The 21,581-nt window shown below is 57.6% G+C and carries 18 protein-coding genes and 1 tRNA gene; 11 read left to right on the top strand and 8 right to left on the bottom strand.

Annotated features, from left to right (window positions below):
* The first annotated feature begins 31 nt into the window (after positions 1 to 31).
* Entirely contained in the window at positions 32 to 1,486 is a 1,455-nt protein-coding gene (locus OZY47_RS01925) for a Sau3AI family type II restriction endonuclease (protein ID WP_277178267.1), read from the top strand.
* Between the two features lie 350 nt (positions 1,487 to 1,836).
* Here OZY47_RS01925 and OZY47_RS01930 read toward each other — a convergent pair whose 3' ends face one another.
* Positions 1,837 to 3,210 carry a Sau3AI family type II restriction endonuclease gene (locus OZY47_RS01930; RefSeq protein ID WP_277178268.1) on the bottom strand — a complete coding sequence of 458 codons (1,374 nt, stop codon included), beginning with the start codon at positions 3,208 to 3,210 and terminating at the stop codon, positions 1,837 to 1,839.
* A gap of 135 nt (positions 3,211 to 3,345) precedes the next feature.
* Between OZY47_RS01930 and OZY47_RS01935 the strand changes: the two genes are divergently transcribed.
* Positions 3,346 to 3,594 carry an antitoxin gene (locus OZY47_RS01935; RefSeq protein ID WP_277178269.1) on the top strand — a complete coding sequence of 83 codons (249 nt, stop codon included), beginning with the start codon at positions 3,346 to 3,348 and terminating at the stop codon, positions 3,592 to 3,594.
* Positions 3,595 to 3,761: 167 nt separating this feature from the next.
* On the opposite strand, the gene OZY47_RS01940 is transcribed toward OZY47_RS01935, so the two are convergent.
* Together OZY47_RS01940 and OZY47_RS01945 are read right to left on the bottom strand one after the other, a co-directional pair.
* Positions 3,762 to 4,817 (bottom strand): Gfo/Idh/MocA family oxidoreductase, encoded by a 1,056-nt coding sequence (locus tag OZY47_RS01940; RefSeq protein WP_277178270.1) that lies wholly within the window; start codon positions 4,815 to 4,817, stop codon positions 3,762 to 3,764.
* Positions 4,818 to 5,069: 252 nt separating this feature from the next.
* On the bottom strand, positions 5,070 to 5,288 hold the full coding sequence (locus OZY47_RS01945) for a hypothetical protein (RefSeq protein WP_277178271.1): 219 nt from the start codon (positions 5,286 to 5,288) through the stop codon (positions 5,070 to 5,072).
* A gap of 55 nt (positions 5,289 to 5,343) precedes the next feature.
* Between OZY47_RS01945 and OZY47_RS01950 the strand changes: the two genes are divergently transcribed.
* Positions 5,344 to 5,832 carry a very short patch repair endonuclease gene (locus tag OZY47_RS01950; protein WP_277178272.1) on the top strand — a complete coding sequence of 163 codons (489 nt, stop codon included), beginning with the start codon at positions 5,344 to 5,346 and terminating at the stop codon, positions 5,830 to 5,832.
* 264 nt (positions 5,833 to 6,096) lie between these two features.
* Here the strand turns inward: OZY47_RS01950 and OZY47_RS01955 are convergent, their stop codons facing one another.
* Both OZY47_RS01955 and OZY47_RS01960 read right to left on the bottom strand, forming a co-directional pair.
* On the bottom strand, positions 6,097 to 6,870 hold the full coding sequence (locus OZY47_RS01955; RefSeq protein WP_277178273.1) for a DUF4391 domain-containing protein: 774 nt from the start codon (positions 6,868 to 6,870) through the stop codon (positions 6,097 to 6,099).
* A 197-nt stretch (positions 6,871 to 7,067) separates the two neighbouring features.
* Positions 7,068 to 7,985: an AraC family transcriptional regulator gene (locus OZY47_RS01960; RefSeq protein ID WP_277178274.1), complete on the bottom strand. Its 918-nt coding sequence runs from the start codon at positions 7,983 to 7,985 to the stop codon at positions 7,068 to 7,070.
* A 245-nt stretch (positions 7,986 to 8,230) separates the two neighbouring features.
* On the opposite strand from OZY47_RS01960, the gene OZY47_RS01965 reads away from it, so the two are divergent.
* From OZY47_RS01965 to OZY47_RS01980, 4 genes are all read left to right on the top strand, one after another.
* Complete coding sequence (locus tag OZY47_RS01965; RefSeq protein ID WP_277178275.1) at positions 8,231 to 9,676, top strand: sugar porter family MFS transporter; 1,446 nt, start codon at positions 8,231 to 8,233, stop codon at positions 9,674 to 9,676.
* Entirely contained in the window at positions 9,676 to 10,755 is a 1,080-nt protein-coding gene (locus OZY47_RS01970; protein ID WP_277178276.1) for an alpha/beta hydrolase, read from the top strand. The genes OZY47_RS01965 and OZY47_RS01970 overlap by 1 nt, the downstream gene beginning before the upstream one ends.
* A gap of 201 nt (positions 10,756 to 10,956) precedes the next feature.
* Positions 10,957 to 11,029: transfer RNA gene (locus tag OZY47_RS01975), tRNA-Arg, on the top strand.
* A gap of 302 nt (positions 11,030 to 11,331) precedes the next feature.
* Positions 11,332 to 12,984 carry an ABC transporter substrate-binding protein gene (locus tag OZY47_RS01980; protein WP_277178277.1) on the top strand — a complete coding sequence of 551 codons (1,653 nt, stop codon included), beginning with the start codon at positions 11,332 to 11,334 and terminating at the stop codon, positions 12,982 to 12,984.
* 144 nt (positions 12,985 to 13,128) lie between these two features.
* Here the strand turns inward: OZY47_RS01980 and OZY47_RS01985 are convergent, their stop codons facing one another.
* Entirely contained in the window at positions 13,129 to 14,061 is a 933-nt protein-coding gene (locus OZY47_RS01985; protein ID WP_277178278.1) for an isoaspartyl peptidase/L-asparaginase, read from the bottom strand.
* A gap of 227 nt (positions 14,062 to 14,288) precedes the next feature.
* Here OZY47_RS01985 and OZY47_RS01990 point away from each other — a divergent pair, with 227 nt between their 5' ends.
* Positions 14,289 to 15,395: an endonuclease/exonuclease/phosphatase family protein gene (locus OZY47_RS01990; RefSeq protein ID WP_277178279.1), complete on the top strand. Its 1,107-nt coding sequence runs from the start codon at positions 14,289 to 14,291 to the stop codon at positions 15,393 to 15,395.
* Positions 15,396 to 15,533: 138 nt separating this feature from the next.
* A complete protein-coding gene (locus OZY47_RS01995) occupies positions 15,534 to 15,737 on the top strand; it encodes a hypothetical protein (protein WP_277178280.1) in 204 nt (67 codons plus the stop codon).
* Between the two features lie 403 nt (positions 15,738 to 16,140).
* Here the strand turns inward: OZY47_RS01995 and OZY47_RS02000 are convergent, their stop codons facing one another.
* Both OZY47_RS02000 and xseA read right to left on the bottom strand, forming a co-directional pair.
* Positions 16,141 to 16,476 (bottom strand): exodeoxyribonuclease VII small subunit, encoded by a 336-nt coding sequence (locus tag OZY47_RS02000; protein ID WP_277178281.1) that lies wholly within the window; start codon positions 16,474 to 16,476, stop codon positions 16,141 to 16,143.
* A 106-nt stretch (positions 16,477 to 16,582) separates the two neighbouring features.
* Positions 16,583 to 17,908 (bottom strand): exodeoxyribonuclease VII large subunit, encoded by a 1,326-nt coding sequence (gene xseA, locus OZY47_RS02005; RefSeq protein ID WP_277178282.1) that lies wholly within the window; start codon positions 17,906 to 17,908, stop codon positions 16,583 to 16,585.
* A 336-nt stretch (positions 17,909 to 18,244) separates the two neighbouring features.
* Between xseA and nrdD the strand changes: the two genes are divergently transcribed.
* Positions 18,245 to 20,641 carry an anaerobic ribonucleoside-triphosphate reductase gene (nrdD, locus tag OZY47_RS02010; protein ID WP_277178283.1) on the top strand — a complete coding sequence of 799 codons (2,397 nt, stop codon included), beginning with the start codon at positions 18,245 to 18,247 and terminating at the stop codon, positions 20,639 to 20,641.
* Between the two features lie 158 nt (positions 20,642 to 20,799).
* A complete protein-coding gene (nrdG, locus tag OZY47_RS02015; protein WP_277179055.1) occupies positions 20,800 to 21,519 on the top strand; it encodes an anaerobic ribonucleoside-triphosphate reductase activating protein in 720 nt (239 codons plus the stop codon).
* Positions 21,520 to 21,581 lie beyond the last annotated feature (62 nt).

Here is a 21,581-nt window from a genome sequence, read left to right on the forward strand (position 1 = left end):
GGCAAACAAAGATGCTTTAAAGGTTGGGTAGATGGAACTGAACGAAGAACGCAGCTATACCACTCTCGAAGAAGTCACCAAGTTGCTGCTTGCGGCTAGGGGTAAGACTTTTCGTGAACTTGATGAGACAGGTCGCGGTGACTCTGCGGGGAATAAAGGTTCTCTGGGCAACATCATTGAGGAATCGGTTCTTCATTATCCAGTGAATTCCGATAGAGAAGCTGACATTCTTGTTGGCGACAAGCGTTATGAACTAAAGGTTACGCCTCTGATTCATCGTGGTAAAACAGGTAAGAAGATTTCCGCGAAAGAGCGTTTGGTTATCGATATCATTAACTACTTGAAATTGCCTGCTGAAGATTTCGATGGCTCTACCTTCTGGGAAAAGGCGCGAAGGATGATTGTCGTTTACTACTATGACGACAGAACTGATCGGAAGCATCAATCAAGGCTCGATTGCAAGGTATTAGGGGCTTTCTCTTTTGAATATGAAGAAAATGATTTAGCGACCATTCGTGAGGATTGGCAGTTCATCCATGACAAAGTTACGAATGGCTATGCCAATCTATTGAGTGAATCAGATACTTCGTACTTAGCAGCATGCACAAAAGGACAAAACGCCGCAAAGTCGTTGCGTCCTTCACCTGCTCCAGCGGGGTCTCTTGAATCGACAGTACCGGCCAAGCAGCGTGCGTTTAGCTATAAACAGTCGTATATGACGCGGGTCGCCAATAGGATTCTTGGCCGGGATAAAGGGGTAAGCCGTCTCTCGATGGCTGCGAACCAGTCTCTTAATGAATATATTCAGGAAAAGACTGGCAAATACATTGGGAAAACTGTTGGTGAGATTACCCAAATGCTTGGTTTGCCGGATACGACCGCTAAGAACGCTAATTCCATTCTTGCTCTGAGAATGCTTGGCACATCGGAAAAGAGCATACGCCATGTCGATCAGTTGGCAGCAGCCAATGTCAGCCAGCTAAAAACCGTTGTTTTGTACAAGAATCAGATGCCTCAAGAGAGTATGTCGTTTAAAGCGCTTACTGAGGGCCAATGGAAAGAATTGGGAGATTCTTCTGTTACCTGGCATGATTCTTTCATCTACCAGTTCTTTGAAACCAACAAGTTCCTCATGATGGTTTTTGAGGCTTCGGGCAATAGTCGCAAAGATAGCGGCCGACTTACTGATGTCTTCAAGGAATGTGTGTTGTGGAATATGCCTGAGAAGGACATCGAAAAGTATGTCTATCCGGTCTGGCGTGAGGTCCATAACCTGCTTCTTGCTGGGGCGTCGGTGTGCTACGACAAGAAAGACGAAAAGAATAAGCTGCCTGGGCAGAATTTCAATAAGGTTTTCCATTTTCGTCCTCATGGTCGGAACGCTGCGGATACAGTACAGCTTCCTAACAGGGAGATAATTCCGAAGCAGAGTTTCTGGCTTGACCGACGTTATATAGGTAAGATTTTTGCAGGTACAGTAGCTTAGCCAAACTAATCTGAGTAATCAGCGAAGTTTGAGCAATGGAGATGCGTGTCTGCATGATTGCATTGTTGTCAGTCTATCTTTAGAACTTTGTAATTTCTCAGGTGGTTAGGGTTATATTTCCGTGAGCTTGTCAACGACTGACAGTCGTTGACAAGCTCATTCTTCTACAAACCTCATCTTAAACAGATGTTTTTAGAATTATTTTAAAGGTAAGACTAACAGTCTAGAAGATTTATTGGTAGGGGGGGGCGTTTCCTTGGACTGGTTATGCTGCCAGTCCAAGGACCCCCTACCAATAATTTCATAACGGTTTTTCGTTTAAATTTTGGGGGAACAACCGTTATTGTTTTTTATACTTTATCAATTATTGATTTGACGTATTTATTTGTTAACCAAAAACTTTTTTTAGGTTCGAAAGTCCCTTGAGGGGTTGCTCCCACCTCTTTTTTAGTTCCGTGAGGGCGTACGTGTATATGAGACCCTTTGCCATCGAAACCGCTTACCTTTGGAAAGTGTTTATAATCATTGTTCTTTACTAGATTTTTGGTGGCGTAAAATACTTTTCTGGCCTCTTTCATGTCGCTGTTTGTAGGGTACCACCACACAAGTTTTGAAAGTAAATACTGGTTGTCCTGATTTTCTTGGAAGACGACAAAAAGGAAGAGAGATGTCATGTATCGGTACAAGCTACTATCTGCCCAATTGGTATTAACTATAAGTTTGTAGTTAATAGCAGGGAAAGAAACATGTTCTCTTACCGTTCCATTTTTGTTCTGCCTGATTGTACGCACAACAATATTTGCTTTTTCAAACTCGTCAATACGTTTATCTGTATTGATTCCCAATATTTTTTTAGTCAGTTCTGCGTAAAATTGTTTTGCGCGCATGCTGCAATTAATATGCAAAATATCTTTAAGTTCTTCTTTAGTTTTACCAAAATAAGGGGCAAAACGTTTTTGAACAAGGTCTTCTATGGGTAGGTTTTCTTCATTTTCATCCTTCGCGATTTGCTCGTAAGCTTGTTGGTTAGCAAGCTCAGCAATCATGGTGGTAACGTATGAAGATTTCAATGCCCAACGTCGCGGCTTTGCTTCAATTGCTGAATTGGGTTGAGGACGAGTTTCTCCATGGCCTTTGCCTGTTGTCGCAGCTTCTAGATATTTGGTATCTCGGCTGCTGATTTCGTGTGCTTTCCCTTCTTTAACTTCTTTGAGAATAGTGTTCCAGTCCCGTTTTAATTTCGGGATATCGGAATCCGGAATTTTCCAAATACCAATTACGCGAAAAATCATGTCGAATACATTTTTTTGTGATTTATCATAATCGTATGCCATAAGAAGTATTTTTTGCATCTTATGATATAAATAACTATCGCAAAAAGGCTTATCTAAGATACTCATCCAGTCAATTGAAGTAATGGCAAGTCGCTCTTTGGCTTGTCTTTTATGGTCTGGACCGGTGTAAATAAGTCCGGTTGTTTTTAACTCGAGATTGACTTTAGGGAAATCAGGTTCTTGCTTGTTGTTATTTCTGATGTCGAAATAATATTCTTCGACATTATCACCCATTTTCCCCTTGCTTCTTGTTCCAGAGCCTTTGGGCTTAAAGTCTTGGGGAATTTCAAGAATGGATCTAAGTGATTGATCCTGGATTCTCCTAGCGTGCTTTAGGATGCTGTCTGAATCAGCATCATCATAAGTAGCACCTTGCTTAATTTTTTTCATAAGAAAATATTACATCTAGTTTCGTGGAGGAGTGCCAACTGACGTTAGTTCTAAATTAGTATTAGACGTATAGGTATGTATATTCTGAATGTTTGTTGGCTGATTGAGTATGAGTTTAAATTCTAAGGATTAATAATGTCTAAAGAAGCTGCCGAACTTGACCAAATTTTTGACAAGGGTGACGAAAGTATCCTTGACTATGCCGATATGAGCACGTTGCACAAACCCAACAAAGACAAGGATGAGCAGAAGGCATTAAGCTTGCAGATCCCAGAATGGCTTGTTGAGGTTTTGGATTGTGAAGCAGCTCGTGTCGGCATCAGCCGTCAGGCCATTATCAAAGTCTGGCTCACTGAGAGTGCTGACCGTATGCGTGCAGTATGATTTTGCGGTTTGTCAATCGTGATTGCTCTATTGCAAAAGTTAAAAAGTATTTTTCAACTTCTTATAAAAATCGAGCAAGTTAAAAAATACTTTTCAACTTATGGTGGAAATGAGGTGAGTTGAAAAATACTTTTTAACTTGCTGGGGTACTGAAACCTTCAGCCGTGTTACTCAAACGGGTACTTGAGGCCCCAGATGTTGCGGATCTGGTCCATGAGCTTCATGATGCGCAGGGTGTCGGAGTGGGGCATCTCGGTACATTCGGTCTTGCCGTCGAGGATGGCGTTGGCGGCGCTCGCGACCTCGTACTCGTAGCCGGTGATCTGAGGTGGGACGTCGATGTGGCGCGTCACCTCGTGGTCGTTGTTGTAGACGTCGATGGCCTCCACGTTGTTGATGTTCTGGCAGAGGATATAGCCCTCGGTGCCCCAAATCGAGCCAAGGCGGTCTCCGGAGGCGAGCATCGAGCTTGCGGCGATCGCCATCACGCCGTCGTCGTAGTAGAGCGTGGTCGATTCCTGCGCATCTACTCCCGTCTCGTAAGGCACCATCGAGCTCTCGACGCGCGTGATCTTGCGGGAGCTGGTGTCGGCGCCGAGCGCCATATCGAGGAAGTTCAGCGGGTAGACGCCGACGTCCAGTAGCGCGCCACCGGCGAGGGCCGGGTCGATCATGCGCGGCTTGCGGTAGACGGGGTAGCAGAGGTTGGCGGAGGCGGACTTCACCTCGCCGATGGCGCCACTGGTAATGAGATCGTCAATCAGACCGCGTGAGGGCATGTAGCGAGTCCAGATCGCCTCGGTGCACAGCAGTCCGGTCTCGTCGGCGACCTTAAGCAGCGATTCGGCTTGCGCGGTGTTTGCGGTGAACGACTTCTCGACCAGGACGTTCTTGCCGGCCTTGAGGCACGCGATGCCCTGCTCGGCGTGAAGGCTGTGGGGCGTGGCGATATAGACAAGATCAACCTTGGGATCCGCGAGCAGCTCGTCGTAGGAACCGTATGAAACCGGGAATCCATACTGCGTGGCGAAGGCTGCGGCGCGCTCGCCGTTGCGCGAGGCCACGGCGTAAGGCGCCACCAAGTTCTGATAATTCGGGTCCTTGGCCATTCCCGTCAGCGTCTCCGCCATGGAATGCGCGATGCGCCCGGCGCCCAGAATCGCCACGTTGACCTTGCGTCCGCCACGTTGCGCCTCGGCGCGCCTGCCGTTCATCTCACTCATTGTTGCCTCCTTGCACGGTGTTGAAATTCTATATATCCAGTGTATGAAGAGGTGTACCGTGCGAGCTTGGAATTGTGTAAAACGCTTTCTTTGCGGGCGAGACTGTTTGCGATGTTGTATAGCCGCCTTGATTGCTGTTGGTTTCATTGTCGTTGATTGGTCGTGAAATGGGGGAGTGGCAGGACGAATGGTGGGTTGGGAAAACGACGGACGGATAACGTCGGATAACGCGGAAAACAAGGGGTCAGAAGCTCATCCGAGAAAATCTGAGACTGGGACTGGGACTGAGGAAAGTCCATCAAAGGCGAAGGGCTCGTCAAAACCTCGTAAAACACCGTCGCGTCGTTCGGCTTCGGTTTCAATTTCGGAATCGAAAGCGGAGTCGAAACCCCAAAAGAAGTCGGCTTCGAAAACCAAGTCTAAATCCAAACCGAAAACTAAATCCAAACCGAAAGCCAAAGCCAAAGCCAAGCCCAAAACCCCGAAGAAAACCGAGAAATACGAGCGGGGCACGCGCAGTTACGCCATGTCGCACATCCGCGGCAAAGACACGAAAATCGAGGTCCTGGTGCGCAAGTATCTCTTCGCGCGGGGGCTGCGCTTCCGCAAGAACGACAAGCGCTACCCGGGCCATCCCGACGTGGTGCTGCCCAAATGGCGCGCGATGGTGTTCGTCAACGGCTGCTTCTGGCACATGCACGAGGGCTGCTCGAAATACCGTCTGCCGAAGTCGAATGTGGAGTTCTGGACCGCCAAGCTGCTACGCAACCACAGCCGAGACATCACGCAGAAGGCGGAGCTTGAGTCGCAGGGGTGGCGCGTCATCGTCGTCTGGGAATGCGAGCTGTCCAAGGCCAGGCGCGACGAGACGCTCGAGAAGCTCTATCGCCGGATCGTCGGCGAGGATAGTGACGAGGGTGGTCGCGGAAATGCCTTGTCTATCGGCGACGAGAAGAATGCAGACGTGGGTAAAGTCGCTTACGGCGACAAGGATGACGAAGAGGTGGAAGTTTGATTCAAGCCCGTTAACGCGTTAGCCAATACAGTACTTATATGGCTCGCAAGGGTTGAACGTCCTGTCGGTTGATCGAATCTACCGTTATTACCAAGCGAGTCAAGCTGGATTGCAGGAGTTTAAGTAGGTGCCTCAAGCGTTAAGTGGGTACCTGTTGCGCTGGAATTCGAAGAGAAAATCCTTGTTTTGGGCAATTTAGGCTTCGCTGGGCACCCACTTAACCTTCAAAGCACCCACTTTACGATTTTGGAGATAAGGAGCAGGCTAACCGCGCGCCTTTTGCAGATTCTCGAGCTCGGTGCGGGCTTTGTGCAGTTTCGCGTAGATCTCGTTGCGCTTGGCCGGGGTCTTGGCGCGCTGATGGTCGCCTTCCAGCTTCTCGATCTGTGCGCTGAGTTGGGCGGCCCGAGCTTGCGTCGCGATTCTCTCGTCGAGGTTCTCGCCGTCCTCGTCGCCAAGAATCACCTGTGCGCTCAGGCTTTGCCACACCTCGTCGAGGCTGGAACCATTGACCGTGAGCCGTGCGCTCGCCGTCGGCATCCACGGGCTGGTGAACGTGGTGGCCTGCGCCTGTTCCTGACGGCCGGCTTTGGCGGGAGCCGCGTGCTGGAGCGCGAAGAGGCATTGCTGGCCTTCGACTCCCGAACCCGCGGTCGGGTTTGCGCTCGCATCGGTCTTCGCGGCGCCCTTCCCGTCCCCGTCGCGTACGCACACGAACAGAATATTGGACGCCGAGCGAAGCCTGGCGATATGCTCCATGACCTCCACCGGCGCTTCGGCGCACAGCTGGCGCAGCCCGATGACCAGGATCTCGCGGACCTTCGCCCCGGCCTCCACATGGATCGTCTCGGGCCGCAGCAGGGCCAGCATCGTGATGCTTTCGATGTCGTTGATGAACCGCTGCTTGAGCCTGGAGGAGACGGCGCCCCTCGCGTAGAACATCTGCTTGGGCAACGTGCCTTTCGCCTCCGCGATCGCGCAGGAGGCGGGCAGCCCCAATCCGGGCGCGGACACGGAACCGCAATGTGCAACAGTCATCGTCGACCCTCCTTCGATCCGGCGGCAAAGCGACCGGTTCGTCAATCGGATATTCCAGATATTGCGCCCAGTCTAGCGGAAGCGTCTGGATTGTTCCGGTTCTTGTCCATCACCGCTCGATTGCCGCTCGATTGCCGTTCGATTGCCGTTCGATTGCCGCCCACCACCTCTCCATCGCCGCTCCATCGCGGCGCGCGCTATGCCGAATGCTCGCGTTCCTTCTTGTCCGGTTCTCCGGAATCGTCTGATTGCCTTCGTCCGAGCTGACGCAGCTCCTTGGGTGTGAAGTCGTAGCGCCGTTGGAAGGCATAGTTCAGGCTCGCCTTGTTCGGGAACCCCGAGGAATCGGATATGTCCGCGAGGGGGATGGTGGAGGTGAGGACCTTGGCATAGGCGTCCTGCAGGCGCAGTTCCGTGAGGTATTCCTTGAAGCTGTTCCCCGTCGCCTTCTTGAACAGACGGCTGAAGTGCTCGCGGCTGTAGCCGAACTGCTCGGCCACGAAATTCTCGTTGAGTGGCTCGGTGTAGTGGGCGTTGAGGTAGCCGATGATCGCCTGGATGATATTGCGTCCGCGGCGGATCTCCTCGGGCCGGCGGACGTCGTAGGCGAAGTTCCGGTAGAGCAGCGCCAGCATTTCGTAGAGTGCGGCGTTGAGCAGAAAACCGCTGTCGTGCTTTTTCGATGTGGCTTGCTCCGTCACGGTCGTGATCAGCTCGTTGAGCCTCTCCCTGTCGTCGTCGCTGGCTTTGGGCGCGTCGATATCGAAGAGATACCTGTCGGCGAACGGATAGAGCCGGTTGACGATATCGGCGTTGAAGGTGATCGATATGCCTTTGTACGGGTCCCTGATCACGGCTCCATGAATGTCGTAGGGGCTGATCAGCAAGGTCTCGCCGGCCCTCACGGTGTGCTTTTTGGCTCCCACCGTGAACAGCAGGTTGCCGCTGATGGCGTGGGCTATCTCCATGCCGCGGTGCCAGTGGGTGGGCACCTCTCGATGGCTGTTGTTGTGGACGATGACCAGTGCCGGATATTCCTCCGGATAGACCTTTTCCTCGAGATAATCCGATGTGATGATCTTATGGGCGCGGGGCGTATCTTGGCGTGCATCCATCGATTGCTCCTCTCCTTTTCCATCTCATCATTCTCATCATGTTGAACATCGTTTTGCAACGGCAGTGTTTGAAAATCCGAACTCTCTCCAGTTCATCGTATCTCGTAAAATTGCGAGAAATCAGGCAAACACGTCAAAGGAATAGCAAGTCCGTCACATTTTGCGGTCTTTAACGTCACAATTTCATCAATTCACGGCAAATCCGCAAATAGAGTGAGAGTGTTCATTGTTGCAAAGGAGAGAAAATGGACAAAGAGAAAAGTGGGAGTGCCGTGCTCGGCAATGTTCCCGATAAATTACATGCGAGACTTATCATCGTCGTCGCCATGGGTGCCATCGGAGGTTTCCTCTTCGGTTATGACACCTCGGTGATGAATGGCGCGGTCGACGCCATCACCGGCAGCAAGGCGGGCTTCGGCCTGAACGCTGGCATGACCGGCCTGGCCGTTTCCAGCGCCCTGATCGGCTGCGTGTTCGGCGCATGGTTCGCAGGCCAGCTTTCCGACGCCTTGGGCCGTGTGCACGTTATGGAGATCGCGGGCATCCTGTTCGTCTTCAGCGCGATTCTGACCGGCACCGCCGCGAATATCGGCATCTTCATCACCTTCCGTATCATCGGCGGCTTGGCGGTGGGCTTCACCTCCACGGTTGGGCCGGCCTATATTTCCGAGATCTCCCCGGCCTCCAGGCGAGGCTTCCTGACCGGATTCCAGCAGATGGCCATCGCGTTGGGCATCGTGGCGTCCCTGGTCGTCAACGACTCCTATATCATCGCCTCCGGCGGCGCCGAACAGGTGATGTGGATGGGCATGCCTTCCTGGCGTTGGATGCTCATGACCACCGCCATCCCCGGCCTCATCATGTTCATCGTCAGCTTCGCCCTGCCTGAGTCCCCGCGTTACCTCGTCATGAAGGGCAAGGACGCGCAGGCCAAGAAGGTCCTCGTCGACGTGGTCGCCGACAAGGATCCCGACAACACGATCTCCGAGATCAAGAAGTCCCTCTCCGGCGAGGCCAAGCCCCGTCTGCGTGACCTTCGCGGCAAGACCTTCGGCCTGAAGAGCGTGGTCTGGATCGGCATCGGTGTGGCGCTCTTCCAGCAGCTTTCCGGCGCCAACGTCATCCTCTTCTACGACTCCAGCCTGTGGGCGACCATCGGCCTGAGCGAGCAGAACTCGATGTTGGTCTCCATCATCCGCGCCGTCCTGGCCGCCGTGGTCACCGTGCTCGGCATGGTCATCATCGACAAGGTCGGCCGTCGCGCGATGCTCAAGATCGGCTCCATCATCATGGCGGTGCTGCTCGCGGTCGTCGCCATCGGATTCAGCCAGGCCACCTTCGACGCGCAGGGCCAGATCAACCTGAGCTTCGGCTGGGCCGTGCTGACCATCGCCGCCGCCAACATCTTCTTCCTGGCCTACTGCGCCACCTGGGGTGTAGCCATGTGGGTGGTCATCGGCGAGATCTTCCCGAACAACATCCGCGCCCTCGGCGTCGCGCTCGCCAGCGCGGCCAACTGGGTCGGCAACTTCCTGATCACCCAGACCTTCCCCATGCTGCGTGGCAGCATCGGCCTGACCTGGACGTTTGTCTTCTACGCCGTCATGGCCCTGCTCGGCTACTGGTTCATCGCCAAGAAGCTGCCGGAGACCAATGGTGTGGAGCTTGAGAACATGAAGGCGGACATCTGATGGAGTCGCCTCACTCCAACGAGGGCAACGCTTTTCTGTTCGAGCGCAACGACGGATTGACCGCCGAACAGAAAGGCGTCGCCTCGATATGGTCCAATTTCGATGACGACCTGCAGGGTGTCGATCCGGCTGTGTCGGATTATGTGTTGAGCCGCCGCGTGGCCTATTCGCACAACGATTTGCCGCGTTACGACCTCAAGCATGACGAGCCCGACGACGTGGTCATCTATAAGGACATCCCCTATATCGGTGACGGCAAGCGGGCGCACCTGCTCGACGTCAGTATTCCCAAGGACGCCCTCTACCGCGGATGCCCGATACCCGTCGTGCTCGAGGTCCATGGTGGCGCGTTCATCTATGGGTTCAAGGAGATCAACCGCAGCCACGCCATCGCGCTCGCCCGCAAGGGCTACGCGGTGGTCAGCCCGAACTACACGCTCTACCCGGGCGGCGACTTCATCGACGAGATGGAGGACCTTGCCAAGGTCGTCGAATGGGTCCAGGCCGAGGGGGCGCGCTATCTGCTAGATGTCGACCAGATGTTCGCCACTGGGGATTCCGCCGGCGCCATCGACGTCCTCTATCTGGTGGCCATCGAGCACAACCCGGACTTCGCCAAGCTCATCGGCGTGGCGGGGCACGGGGCCCGTTTCAAGGCCCTCGGGCTCAAGTCGGCGATGACCAACCTCGACAACGTCTTCGACCGGTCCGCCACCGATACCGGCGGGCTTGTTGACGGGATTCGCCCGTTCTACGAGCGTCTTCAAACTCGTCTGGACGGCACCGCGTATTCGACGACCAGGGGATTGGTCGCCGGCATGGGCATCCCGCCGGTGTGGATGGCCACGAGCACCGACGACTTTCTGGAGTCCAGCAGCCTGGAACTGGGGATGATGCTGCGCGACAACGACGTCGATCACCAACTGATCGACTGCCGTGCGCGACGCAACCAGTCCCTGCCGCACAACTTCATGGTCGGCATGCCATGGCTGCCGGAAAGCGTGGAGTGCCTCGACTCGATGGTCTCGTTCTTCGATGAGCATCAGGCCCCGCGTCGCACGTTGCTTTCCAGCGTGTGATGTCGCTTTGAGTCTCCGGTCCACTTGGATTTCGCCTCGGCGAGGTTCGGTGGGCCGGAGATTTTTCATGCCTATGGAAATATTCCCTATAGCGTTCTCCAAGATGGCCGAATCCGTTTTATCAGTGCGTAAGCGGGTTCCCGTGCACGGCTTGCAAGGCGTGGCGGGCGGACCATGCGCCAGTGTATAATCCTATATGTTGCCCGGGTAGCTCAGGGGATAGAGCACCGCTCTCCTAAAGCGGGTGTCGTCAGTTCGAATCTGATTCCGGGCACGAATTCTCCCGCTCCAACCATCACGAGCCGGTTCGCTTTCCATGTTTTGAACGGCGTTTTCTCGGTATGCGGTGTATCACAAAGGCTGCATTGACGCTGTGATAACAGGGTTTTGACGCGGGGTATAAGTTTTTCCTGTAACCCGCCTCGGCGGCTTTGTCTCAATTTAATCGTTCTTCATCAAGCCGAAACATTGTGGTGGCATATAATCCAAACGTGGTCACACGTATAGGTATATAGATTTCATGAATATATGCATTATATGAGAAAGCACAGTGAAGGATTAACGAAAGGGAGAACCATGGCTTTGAGAAAATGGAGCGTACGGATCGTCGCCGCGCTCGCCGCGGGTGCCGCACTGGTGTCGGTCGCCGGCTGCGGAGGCTCAAATAACAGCAGCGACCAGAAGAACACGAAGGCCTCGACCGACCAGATGATCAAGGTCGACAACACCGAGCCGCAGAGCCCGCTCGTGCCGTCGAACACCAACGAGATGGGCGGTGGCAGGGTCATCCGCTATCTCTTCGAGGGCCTGGTGAGCTATGACGCCAAGGGCAAGCAGCACATGGAGGTCGCCAAGTCGATCACCCCCAACGCCGATGCCAGCCAGTACACCATCAAACTCAACGACGGTTGGAAGTTCACCAACGGCGAGCCCGTCACCGCCTCCTCCTTCGCCGACGCGTGGAGCTATGACGCCAACGTCAAGAACGCGCAGAAGCAGTCCAGCCGTATGTCAATCATCAAGGGCTACGACGAGCTGCAGGACCCGGGCGTCGCTGCCGACGCCAAGCTCTCCGGCCTTGAGGTCAAGGATCCGCTGACCCTCGTGGTCAACCTCAACAAGCCGGATTCGGTCTTCCCGATCCAGGTGGCCCACCAGTCCTTCTTCCCGCTTCCGAGCGCGGCCTACAAGGACATGAAGGCCTTCGGCAAGTCGCCTATCGGCAACGGCCCCTACAAGTTCAAGTCCTGGCAGCCCAACACCGACATCCAGGTCGTCAAGAACACTGACTACAAGGGCAGCCGCAAGGTGGCCAACGGCGGCATCGACTTCCGCGTCTACACCAGCGAGGACGCCGCCTACTCCGACCTGCAGTCCGGCAACCTCGACGTGATGGTCGAGGTGCCACAGTCGGCCCTGAAGACCTTCCGCAACGATTCCTCCGTCAAGGCCTTCGTGCAGCCCGGCTCCTCCTACCAGGGCTTCGTGATTCCCGAGAACCTGCCGCACTTCGCGCCCGGCAAGGAAGGCAACCTGCGTCGCCAGGCGATCTCGATGTCGATCAACCGCAAGGAGATCGTCAGCAAGATCTATTACAACACCAAGACCCCGGCGACCGATTTCACCTCGCCGCTGGTGCCTGAGCACTCCACCAAGCTCGAGAACTCCGGCAACCTGAAGTACAACCCCAAGAAGGCCAAGGAACTCTGGAAGCAGGCCGACGCCATCTCCAAGTTCAGTGGCACCTTCAAGATCGCCTACAACGCCGACGCGAACCACAAGGCATGGGTCGAAGCGGTGAGCAACAGCTTGAAGAACACGCTGGGCATCGACGCCTCGGGCGACGCCTACCCGACCTTCAGCGACATCCGCAACCAGGTGACCAACCGTTCGATCAAGACGGCGTTCCGCTCCGGCTGGATGCTCGATTACCCGACGGCCGAGGATTACCTGACCCCGCTCTACGCCTCCTCTTCGGCGGACGGCAAGGGCTCCAACGATGGCGACTACAAGAATCCGGCGTTCGACAAGGCTCTGGCCCAGGCGCTCGCGCAGACCGACGTCTCCAAGCGCACCGCCGACTTCCGCAGCGCCCAGGACATCCTGCTTGAGGATCTGCCCGCCATCCCGCTGTGGAATGAGGATGTGGCCGCCGCCGCTTCCACCAAGGTGAGCAACGTGCACTTCGACTACACGAACCTGCCCACCTACAACACCATCACCAAGTAGGCCTCGCGCCTCTTGGACTGACAGCTGACCGAGGCCGGTGAAAGCCGGTCGGGTCAGCAAAGTCAACAAGGTCGAGAAGAGGGCCGCCACCGGATTGATTTCCGGGGCGGCCCTCTTTTTCGTATGCCTTATATGTGCGTTATATCAGCCCTGCACGTAGTCGGCGGTGGGGGACTTGTAGCCGCAGTTCATCATCTCGCTGTTGTAGGCGATGACGCCGTCGCCATGGGCGGGCACCACAATCAGGCCGCCGTCGCCGTGGCGCGCGTCGATGTCGTCGAGGGTGGCGCTGGCCGCCTCGAGCGGGGTCTGCTTGGCGAACTCCACACGGTCGGAGACCTGGTGGCAGGCCACGGTACGCATGAACGCCTCGCCGATGCCAGTGCCTGAAGCCGCCACGCTCGCGTCGTTGGCGTAGGTGCCGCATCCCGGCAGGGGAGTGTCGCCCACGCGGCCGTGCATTTGGTTGGTGATGCCGCCGGTGGAGGTGGCCGCGGCGAGGTGGCCGCGCGCGTCACGGGCCACGGCGCCAATCGTGCCGTGCTTCTCCCACTCGTCGCCGTTGGTCTGCGCCTCGACGAGCGATTGCTTGCGCTGCTCGGTGATGAAATAGCTCGGGTCGCGGGTCTCGACGCCCCATTCGGCGATCTCCTGGTCGCGCGGGTCGGCGAAGAGCACGTGCTTGGTCTGCTCCTTGACGGCCTTGGCGGCATCGATTGGGTTCTTGATGGTGTGGACGCTGGCCACCGCGCCAACCTCGCCGTCCCCGCCCATCAGGCAGGCGTCCATCTGGGCGATGCCGTCGCTGGTCAGGGCGGCGCCGTGCCCGGCGTTGAATTCGGGGGCGTCCTCCATCACATGGATGGCCGCCACCACCGCGTCCTCCGCGCTGGCTCCGGCCTCGAGCTTGGCATAGCCGGCGTCGAGCGCGCGCTGCAGGTCCTTCTCCACCTGGGCCTGGCGTTCCGGGGTGCTGTGCTTGCCGCGGCTTCCCGCACCGCCGTGGATGACGAGCAGGATATCGTCGCCGCTTTCCACGGTGAGCGACTTGACTGGTGGCGGAGTGGTTGTTGGCATGATTGCCGTTCCTTTCGATAATCGTGGTATCTGGGCCGCGCCTCGGCGACGCGCCTTGATAAGGGATTCCGTCTGCCATGGTACGCCGCAGGGGGTCACGGGCGCTCGAGATGCCCGTCAGGGCGTCGGGCGGAGGAGCAAGGCGTGGTGAGATGGGGATTTCCGGGCCGTGAAATACGATGGCCGGGATATCGGATGGTCTTCGGCGGCACCCAGGAGGGCAGTCAATGGCGGGAACGCGGCGTAAGGGCTCCTCGGCGGTCGCCGGGGTGCCCAAGAAAGCCAGAAAAGCCAAGGGAACCAAGCGAAGCAAGGGAACCAAGAAGCAGGGCGGATTCGTCCGTGGCTTCCTGGCTGTGCTGGCCTGGCTCGTGCTTCTGGCCACCATCATCAGCGCCGTCGCCCGCGAGCTGCCCGAGGAATTGCAGGCGTTGCCTTATATCCCCGCGCTGGTGTCGCTCACCCCTTGGTTCCTGTTGCTCGGCGTGCTCGCCCTCGTGCTCGCGTTGGCCGGCAGACGCTGGTGGGCCGCTTTGTTGTCGGTGCTGTGCCTCTGCCTGCAAGCCTGGTACCAGGTTCCCTATTTCAAGATCTCGCCATTACCCTCGGAGGCGGTGACGGCGGTCGACCGCGCTCATCCGGATTCCGGGGACTCCTATGCCCGGGTGATGACGCTCAACGTCTACAAAGGTCGGGCCGACCCGCAGGCGATCGTCGATCTGGTGCGTGACCAGCGCGTGGAGGTGCTGGCGATGCAGGAGACCACGCGTCCGTTCGTCAGGGCGTTGGAGGCCGCGGGCATCGGCGAATACCTGCCCTATTCGCAGGTGGCCTCGTCCGACGGGAAATACGGCAACGGCCTGTGGTCGGCCACGCCGCTGGATTCTCCGGCGGACGACGATGTCGATTCCTCCGCCTCGTTCATGCCGGGCGGGACGGTGAGCTTCGGCGACGGCAACAGCGAGGTGCGCTTCGTCTCCGTGCACACCACCTCGCCCAAGCCCGGGTATTGGAACGAGTGGAGCAAGACGTTGGACGAGCTCGCCCTGATGCGCTCGCACCAGAACGATCGTTATGTGTTCATGGGTGATTTCAACGCCACCACCGACCACACCGCCTTCCGCAACTTCCTCGGCTCGAGGTTCAGCGACGCCGCCCAGCAGTCGGGGCACGGGCCCGTCTTCACCTGGCCGGGCGACATCGCCGGCGTGCCGCATCTGGTCGGCATCGACCATGTGGTGGTCGACAAGGGCATCACCGCCGGGCAGGTCAGTGCGGTGCCGGTCGCGGGCTCGGACCACGCGGCATTGCTGGCCACCATATCCGTGGGGTGAAATGTCGGGCGGCCGAGATTGTTCGGTTGCGCGGGGCAGGCATGGAGGATCAAACGTGTCGTGTGCCACATTGTGCGGGGAAACGACTAAGCTTGATGGCGGTAGATAACTACCCAATGAACGAATCAAGGAGTGCTCATGGATGAGAAGACATTGGTCGAGAAACTTTCCTCCGTCACTACCGTCAGCGGTGTGGTGGATGTCGCCAAGAAGGCGGGCAAGGACTTGACTTTTGAGCAGGCTGACGCGTTGTTGAGCCGTCTCCTGCAGGTGGACAGCGATGCCGCGGAGCTTAGCGGCGACACCGTGGCCACGGTCGCCAAGGATTTGCTCAACATCTAAGGCTGAGGCGTTAATCGCAGAACCCTGTGGGCTCTGCGTAGCCGATGTGAGCGCGATGCTCGAGCGCGAAATGCCGAGTTTTTGTATCGCTTCAAAACTATAAAAGCAGGGTTCCTCCGTTCATATCTTCGGAGGAACCCTGCTTTTGTATTTGTAGGTTTTTCGAGATTAGATTGCCGAGGCGTTAAATGGAGAGTCCTGTGGGTTCTGCGTAGGTACTGGCCAAAACGTTAAGCGGAGAGTCTTGTAGACTCTCCGTAGTTTTGGTGAGCGCGATTCTCGAGCGCAAAGTATTGACTTATTCCAAATTAGACTGCTGAACCGTTAAGCGCAGAGCCCTGTGGGCTCTGCGTAGGTGAAGTGAGCGCGCCCGACGCGCGCGAAGACAGAATCGAACCTTGTATTATTCAAGGTTCGATTGTGTACCAGCTGTGGCGGCGGTCGACTTCTGCTCGGCCTCGGCGCTTTCGAGCTTGGCCCGCACGTCATTGAGCAGGCTCTGGGCGCGCTTGGCCAGCGCCTCGCCGATCTCCCACTGGCGCATCGACTGGTCGAGGCTCAACCCGCCGGCCTCCAGGGCCTGCACCGCCTTGATGAGGTTGTCACGTGCCTGCTCGTAGGGCATGGCGGCGATCTGGTCGTGCTCCTTCTGGGTCAGCGTCGAGGCCGGAGTGGTCTCGGTCGTCTTCTCCTCGTCATCGCTCTTGCTGGTGTCGTCGGATTTCGTGCTTGTCGTCATCGTGTCGCTCCTTATGGGTTTTGCTTGGATTTTCGATTGTGAATTGTGATTGCTGAAGGTCATCGCGTTCCGCTTGGCAACGGGCGCAATATATAGGCCTGGATTGTTAGCTTGGATTGACGGCGGTGGCCTCGGCCAGAATCTCTCCGCGCTTCAAGGTGAGCGTCAGCTCGTCGCCGGGACGAACCTTGCCCGCGTCATCGAGCACGTGGCCGTCCTTGCTCTGCACCACCGCGTAGCCGCGGTCGAGCGTGGATTGCGGGCTCAGCGCGTTGAGGCTGGCGTTCAGCTTCTCGATGGTCAGGCTGGCGTCGTCGGCGATGCGCGTCAGCCCGAGGCGCATGCGCTGCACGGAGTCGTCGACGAAGCGTTGGTGCGGCTCGATCATCGTCTCGGGGTGGGTGAGGCTCGGCCGGGTGGCGTAGCCGTCGATCAGCCGCGTCTCGTTGTCGACCATGGCGTTGATGCGCATGCCGATCTGGGCGCGCGCGTTGGCGATCAGCTGCCACTGCTCGCGCACGTCGGGCACCACCTTCTTCGCCGCGTCGGTGGGGGTGGAGGCGCGCAGGTCGGCCGCCAGGTCGATGAGTGTCCAATCGTCCTCGTGGCCCACGGCCGAGATGATAGGGGTCTCGCATGCGGCCGTCGCCCGCACCACGCCCTCGTCGGAGAAGCCGATCAAGTCCTCGAAGCTGCCGCCGCCACGCGCGACGATGATGACGTCCACGTCCGGGTCGGCGTCGAGCTTCTGGATGGCGGCGATGACCTCGGGCGGGCATTGCGTGCCCTGCACGTGCGCGTGCACGACCTTGAAGTTGACGGCCGGCCAGCGCAGGTTGACGTTGGTGATCACGTCGCCCTCCGCACGGGCCTGCGGGGCGCAGATGAGGCCGATGCGCTTGGGGAACTCGGGCAGCTCCACCTTGTTCTCCTGGTCGAAAAGCCCCTCGCCCTTGAGCTTCTTGCGCAGCTCGTCGATCTGGGCCTTGAGGTCTCCGGCGCCGATGCGCCTGATGTCGTCGGCCACGAAGCTCAGGCGCGTGGCCTTCACCCACACGTCCGGCTTGCCGTGGATGACCACCCGGTCGCCCTGGCGGAAATCGCGGGCCATGGCCACGAAGTTGCGGAAGCCCATCACGGAGATGGAGATGTCCTCGAAATTGTCGCGCAGGGTGATGTAGCCGGAGCTGGCGCGGCGCATGTTGATCTCGACGATCTGCCCCTCGACCCACGATCCGGGCCAACGGCGCACGGCGTCATGGTATTTCTGGCTCACCACGCTCACCGGCCACGGGTTCTCCGCGGTGGTGTCGCGCGCCAGCCTGGGCAGCTGGTCAAGCGGTTTCGGGCCCTGCTCAAGCCCGCCAGAGCCCTGCCCCGGCGCCGCGTCCTGGTTGGGTGCGGCGTACCCATATCTCGTATTGAATGCCATGGTTCCAGAATCCTCTTCGTGAAGGACAAGGGTGGGTGTCGGGAACCTATGTATCGCAATTTTCGTATAAGGCGGGTGGACAAGTCGCGCGCGTGATACATTGCGACACACCGTAGGACGAAACTTTGGAATTTTTTTAAGCATGAATTTCCGCACTATTCCGCCATTGTTACTATATCTGGGTATGAAACGCCGGTCGAACCCCTAAATATAGTATCCAGAAAGTCGTATAGTGATGTAGTGCACAGAAGTTACACGCGTGTGATTTCATCCATGTGATTTGTGATCTCCGTGCCAGACTCTTTAGCAGTATAGAAGTATGAGGAAGGAATTGTGATGCAGGCTCAGGTTCTGGACGCGCCCACAAAGCCGACCGCGGCGACGAAGACCGTGTTGGTGGAGAAGCGTGACGGGCGTATCGTTGATTTCGATCCGATGAACATCATCGCCGCCGTGAAGTCGGCTTTCGAGGATCTCGACAAGGAGGTCGGCCCCGAAGAGGAGCAGATGATTCGCAATCTCGCCAACGGCATCGAGGGTGAGGTCAAGGAGCGCTACGCCGGCCCCGCCAAGATCGAGGACATCCAGAATCTCGTGGAGCATGGCCTGGTGGAGAACCACCTTTATGACGTCGCTCGCAACTATACGAACTATCGTCTTAACAAGGACATCGACCGCGCCAAGGCCACCGACATCAACGCCGCCGTCGACCGCCTGATCAACAAGGACGAGACTCTGGTGCGCGAGAACGCCAACAAGGACTCCAACGTCTATGCCACGCAGCGCGACCTGCTGGCCGGCGCCGTCTCCAAGGCCTCTGCCTTCTCGATGCTCCCGAAACGCGTCGCCAACGCCCATATGAAGGGCGACATCCACTTCCATGACGCCGACTATTCGCCGTTCACCGCCGAGACCAACTGCAGCCTGCCCAACTTCGGCGACATGCTGCACAACGGTTTCGAGCTGGGCAACGCGATGATGGACACCCCGAAGTCCATCGGCACCGCCGCCACGCAGATCACGCAGATCATCAAGGACATCGCGGGCGACCAGTACGGCGGCCAGACCGTCAACCGCGCCGACGAGATGCTCGACGAGTACGCCCGCAAGGACTACGCCAAGTTCCTCGAGCAGGCCCACACCATGATTCCCGACTCCATGCCGGAGGACGTGGCCCAGGAGATCATCGACGGCCTGAAGGCCAACGAGCCCAACACGCTGCATTTCGATGCCAGCCGCAAGCCGATTCCGCAGGACACGCCGTTCCATGCCGACGCGCTGCGTCTTGAGCAGATTCGCGAGATCTACGCCAAGATCATGACCCGCAAGGCCATCTACGACGCCATGCAGACCATGGAATACCAGATCAACTCCAACCGTGTCTCCAACGGCCAGACTCCGTTCGTCACCGTTGGCTTCGGCCTCGGCACCTCGTGGTTCTCCCGCGAGATCACCCGCTGCATCTTCCTGGTGCGCATCCTCGGCCTCGGTCGCGACCATCACACCGCGATCTTCCCGAAGCTCACCTACGCCATCAAGCACGGCATCAACTCCGAGCCCGGCGACCCGAACTACGACCTGAAGCAGCTCGCGCTCGAGTGCTCCACCAAGCGTATGTACCCCGACATCCTTTTCTATGAGAACCTCGTCAAGATCACCGGCTCCTTCAAGGCGCCGATGGGCTGCCGTTCCTTCCTGCCCGCCTGGACCAACCCCGACACTGGCAAGGACGAGGAGGAGGGTCGCCTCAACTTGGGCGTCGTCACCGTCAACATCCCGCGCATCGCGCTGGAATCGCGCGGCGACAAGGACCGGTTCTGGAAGATCTTCGACGAGCGTATGCAGGTCGCCCACGAGGCCCTGCAGTTCCGCATCATGCGCTGCAAGCAGGCCAAGCCGATCAACGCCCCGACACTCTATCGCTACGGCGCCTTCGGCCGCCTCGACCCCAACGACAACGTCGACCAGCTCTTCAACCGCGACCGCGCCACCGTCTCGCTGGGCTATATCGGCCTCTATGAGGCGACTAGCGTCTTCTACGGCAAGGACTGGATGAAGGACCACAGCTGGGACCCGGAAGGCAAGGAGTTCGCGCTTTCGATTGTCAAGAAGATGAACGCGCTGTGCGCTCAGTGGGCCAAGGAGGAGGGCTATCACTATTCCCTCTACTCCACGCCCGCCGAGTCGCTCACCGACCGCTTCAACCGCATGGACCGCGAGAAGTTCGGCCGTGTGCCGGGCGTCACGGACCACGACTTCTACACCAACTCCTTCCACTATCCGGTCTGGCTCTCGCCGACCCCGATGGAGAAGCTCGACTACGAGAAGGACTTCCCGTACTACGCTTCCGGCGGGTTCATCAACTACTGCGAGTTCCCGACCCTGCAGACCAACCCGAAGGCGCTCGAGGCCGTGTGGGATTACGCCCACAACATCGGCATCGGCTACCTCGGCACCAACACCCCGATCGACCACTGCTACGTCTGCGGCTTCGAGGGCGACTTCGCGCCGACCGAAGAGGGCTTCAAGTGCCCCGAGTGCGGCAACTCCGACCCCGACAAGTGCAACGTCACCAAGCGCACCTGCGGCTACCTCGGCAACCCGGTGCAGCGCCCGATGGTGCACGGCCGCCACGAGGAGATCACGCATCGCGCCAAGCACATGAGCGGCGAGACCGGACATGTGGTGTTGAAGGACGGCACGGAGCGCGAATGGTACGAAGAGGCCAAGTGATTTGGCGACTTTGTAGCGTTGCGTAACGCTGCGTAAAAGTGAAGGCGGTTCATCGTTCGGTGGCCGCCTTTGCTTTGCCCGAAAGTACTGATAGGTGCGGCTGTGGCCGTGACATAGATTCGTGAATTGAGTAAGGAAAAGAGAGAAGAATGGGAAAGCTGGCAGGCGGCAAGCTGCATGATTTCGCGGCGGACGAGGCGAACCGCGGGCCTTGGATTCCCACGGCCTACGCCAACAATCCGAAGGCGGGGCAGTGGACCAGCGAGAGGCTGAGCCACGACATGATCGCCGACTACAAGCCCTTGGTGATGACCGACGGCGAGGGCATCCGCTGCTCCGTCTACGTTTCCGGCTGCCCCTTCCACTGCGTCGAATGCTTCAACGAATCCATCTGGGACTTCCAGGCCGGCCACCCCTACACGCAAGGTTTCGAGGACAAGGTCATCCGTGACCTTTCGCAAGGCGTGGTGCAGGGCATCACCTTCCTCGGCGGCGAGCCGCTGCTCAACACGGGCGTGTTGCTGAAACTCGCCAAGCGAATCCGCAAGGAATTCGGCCATGGCAAAGACATCTGGTGCTGGACGGGCTACACGTGGGAGGAACTCATGCGCGCCGGCGAAAGCGACGACAAGCTCGAGCTTTTGAGCTACGTCGACGTGCTCGTGGACGGTCGCTACATGAAGGACCAGCACGACGCGCTCCTGCAGTTCCGCGGCTCCAGAAACCAGCGCATCATCGACGTGCCCGCCTCGCTGCGCGCGCATGACGAAGCCGGTGCGACCACGCCGGTGATCTGGTCGAAGCTGCACGACCAGGTCCGCTTCATCCCCGAGGTCTACGGCAAGGACCGCTCCGCAGGCGAGGGCGCCGCCAGCTGATTGTCTCTGTCGTTGGCCGCGATGGTCTTGTTGGTCTCGTTGGCTTCATTGACTTGGTCTCG

The sequence above is a fragment of the Bifidobacterium sp. ESL0790 genome, from assembly GCF_029395435.1.
Lineage (GTDB): Bacteria > Actinomycetota > Actinomycetes > Actinomycetales > Bifidobacteriaceae > Bifidobacterium.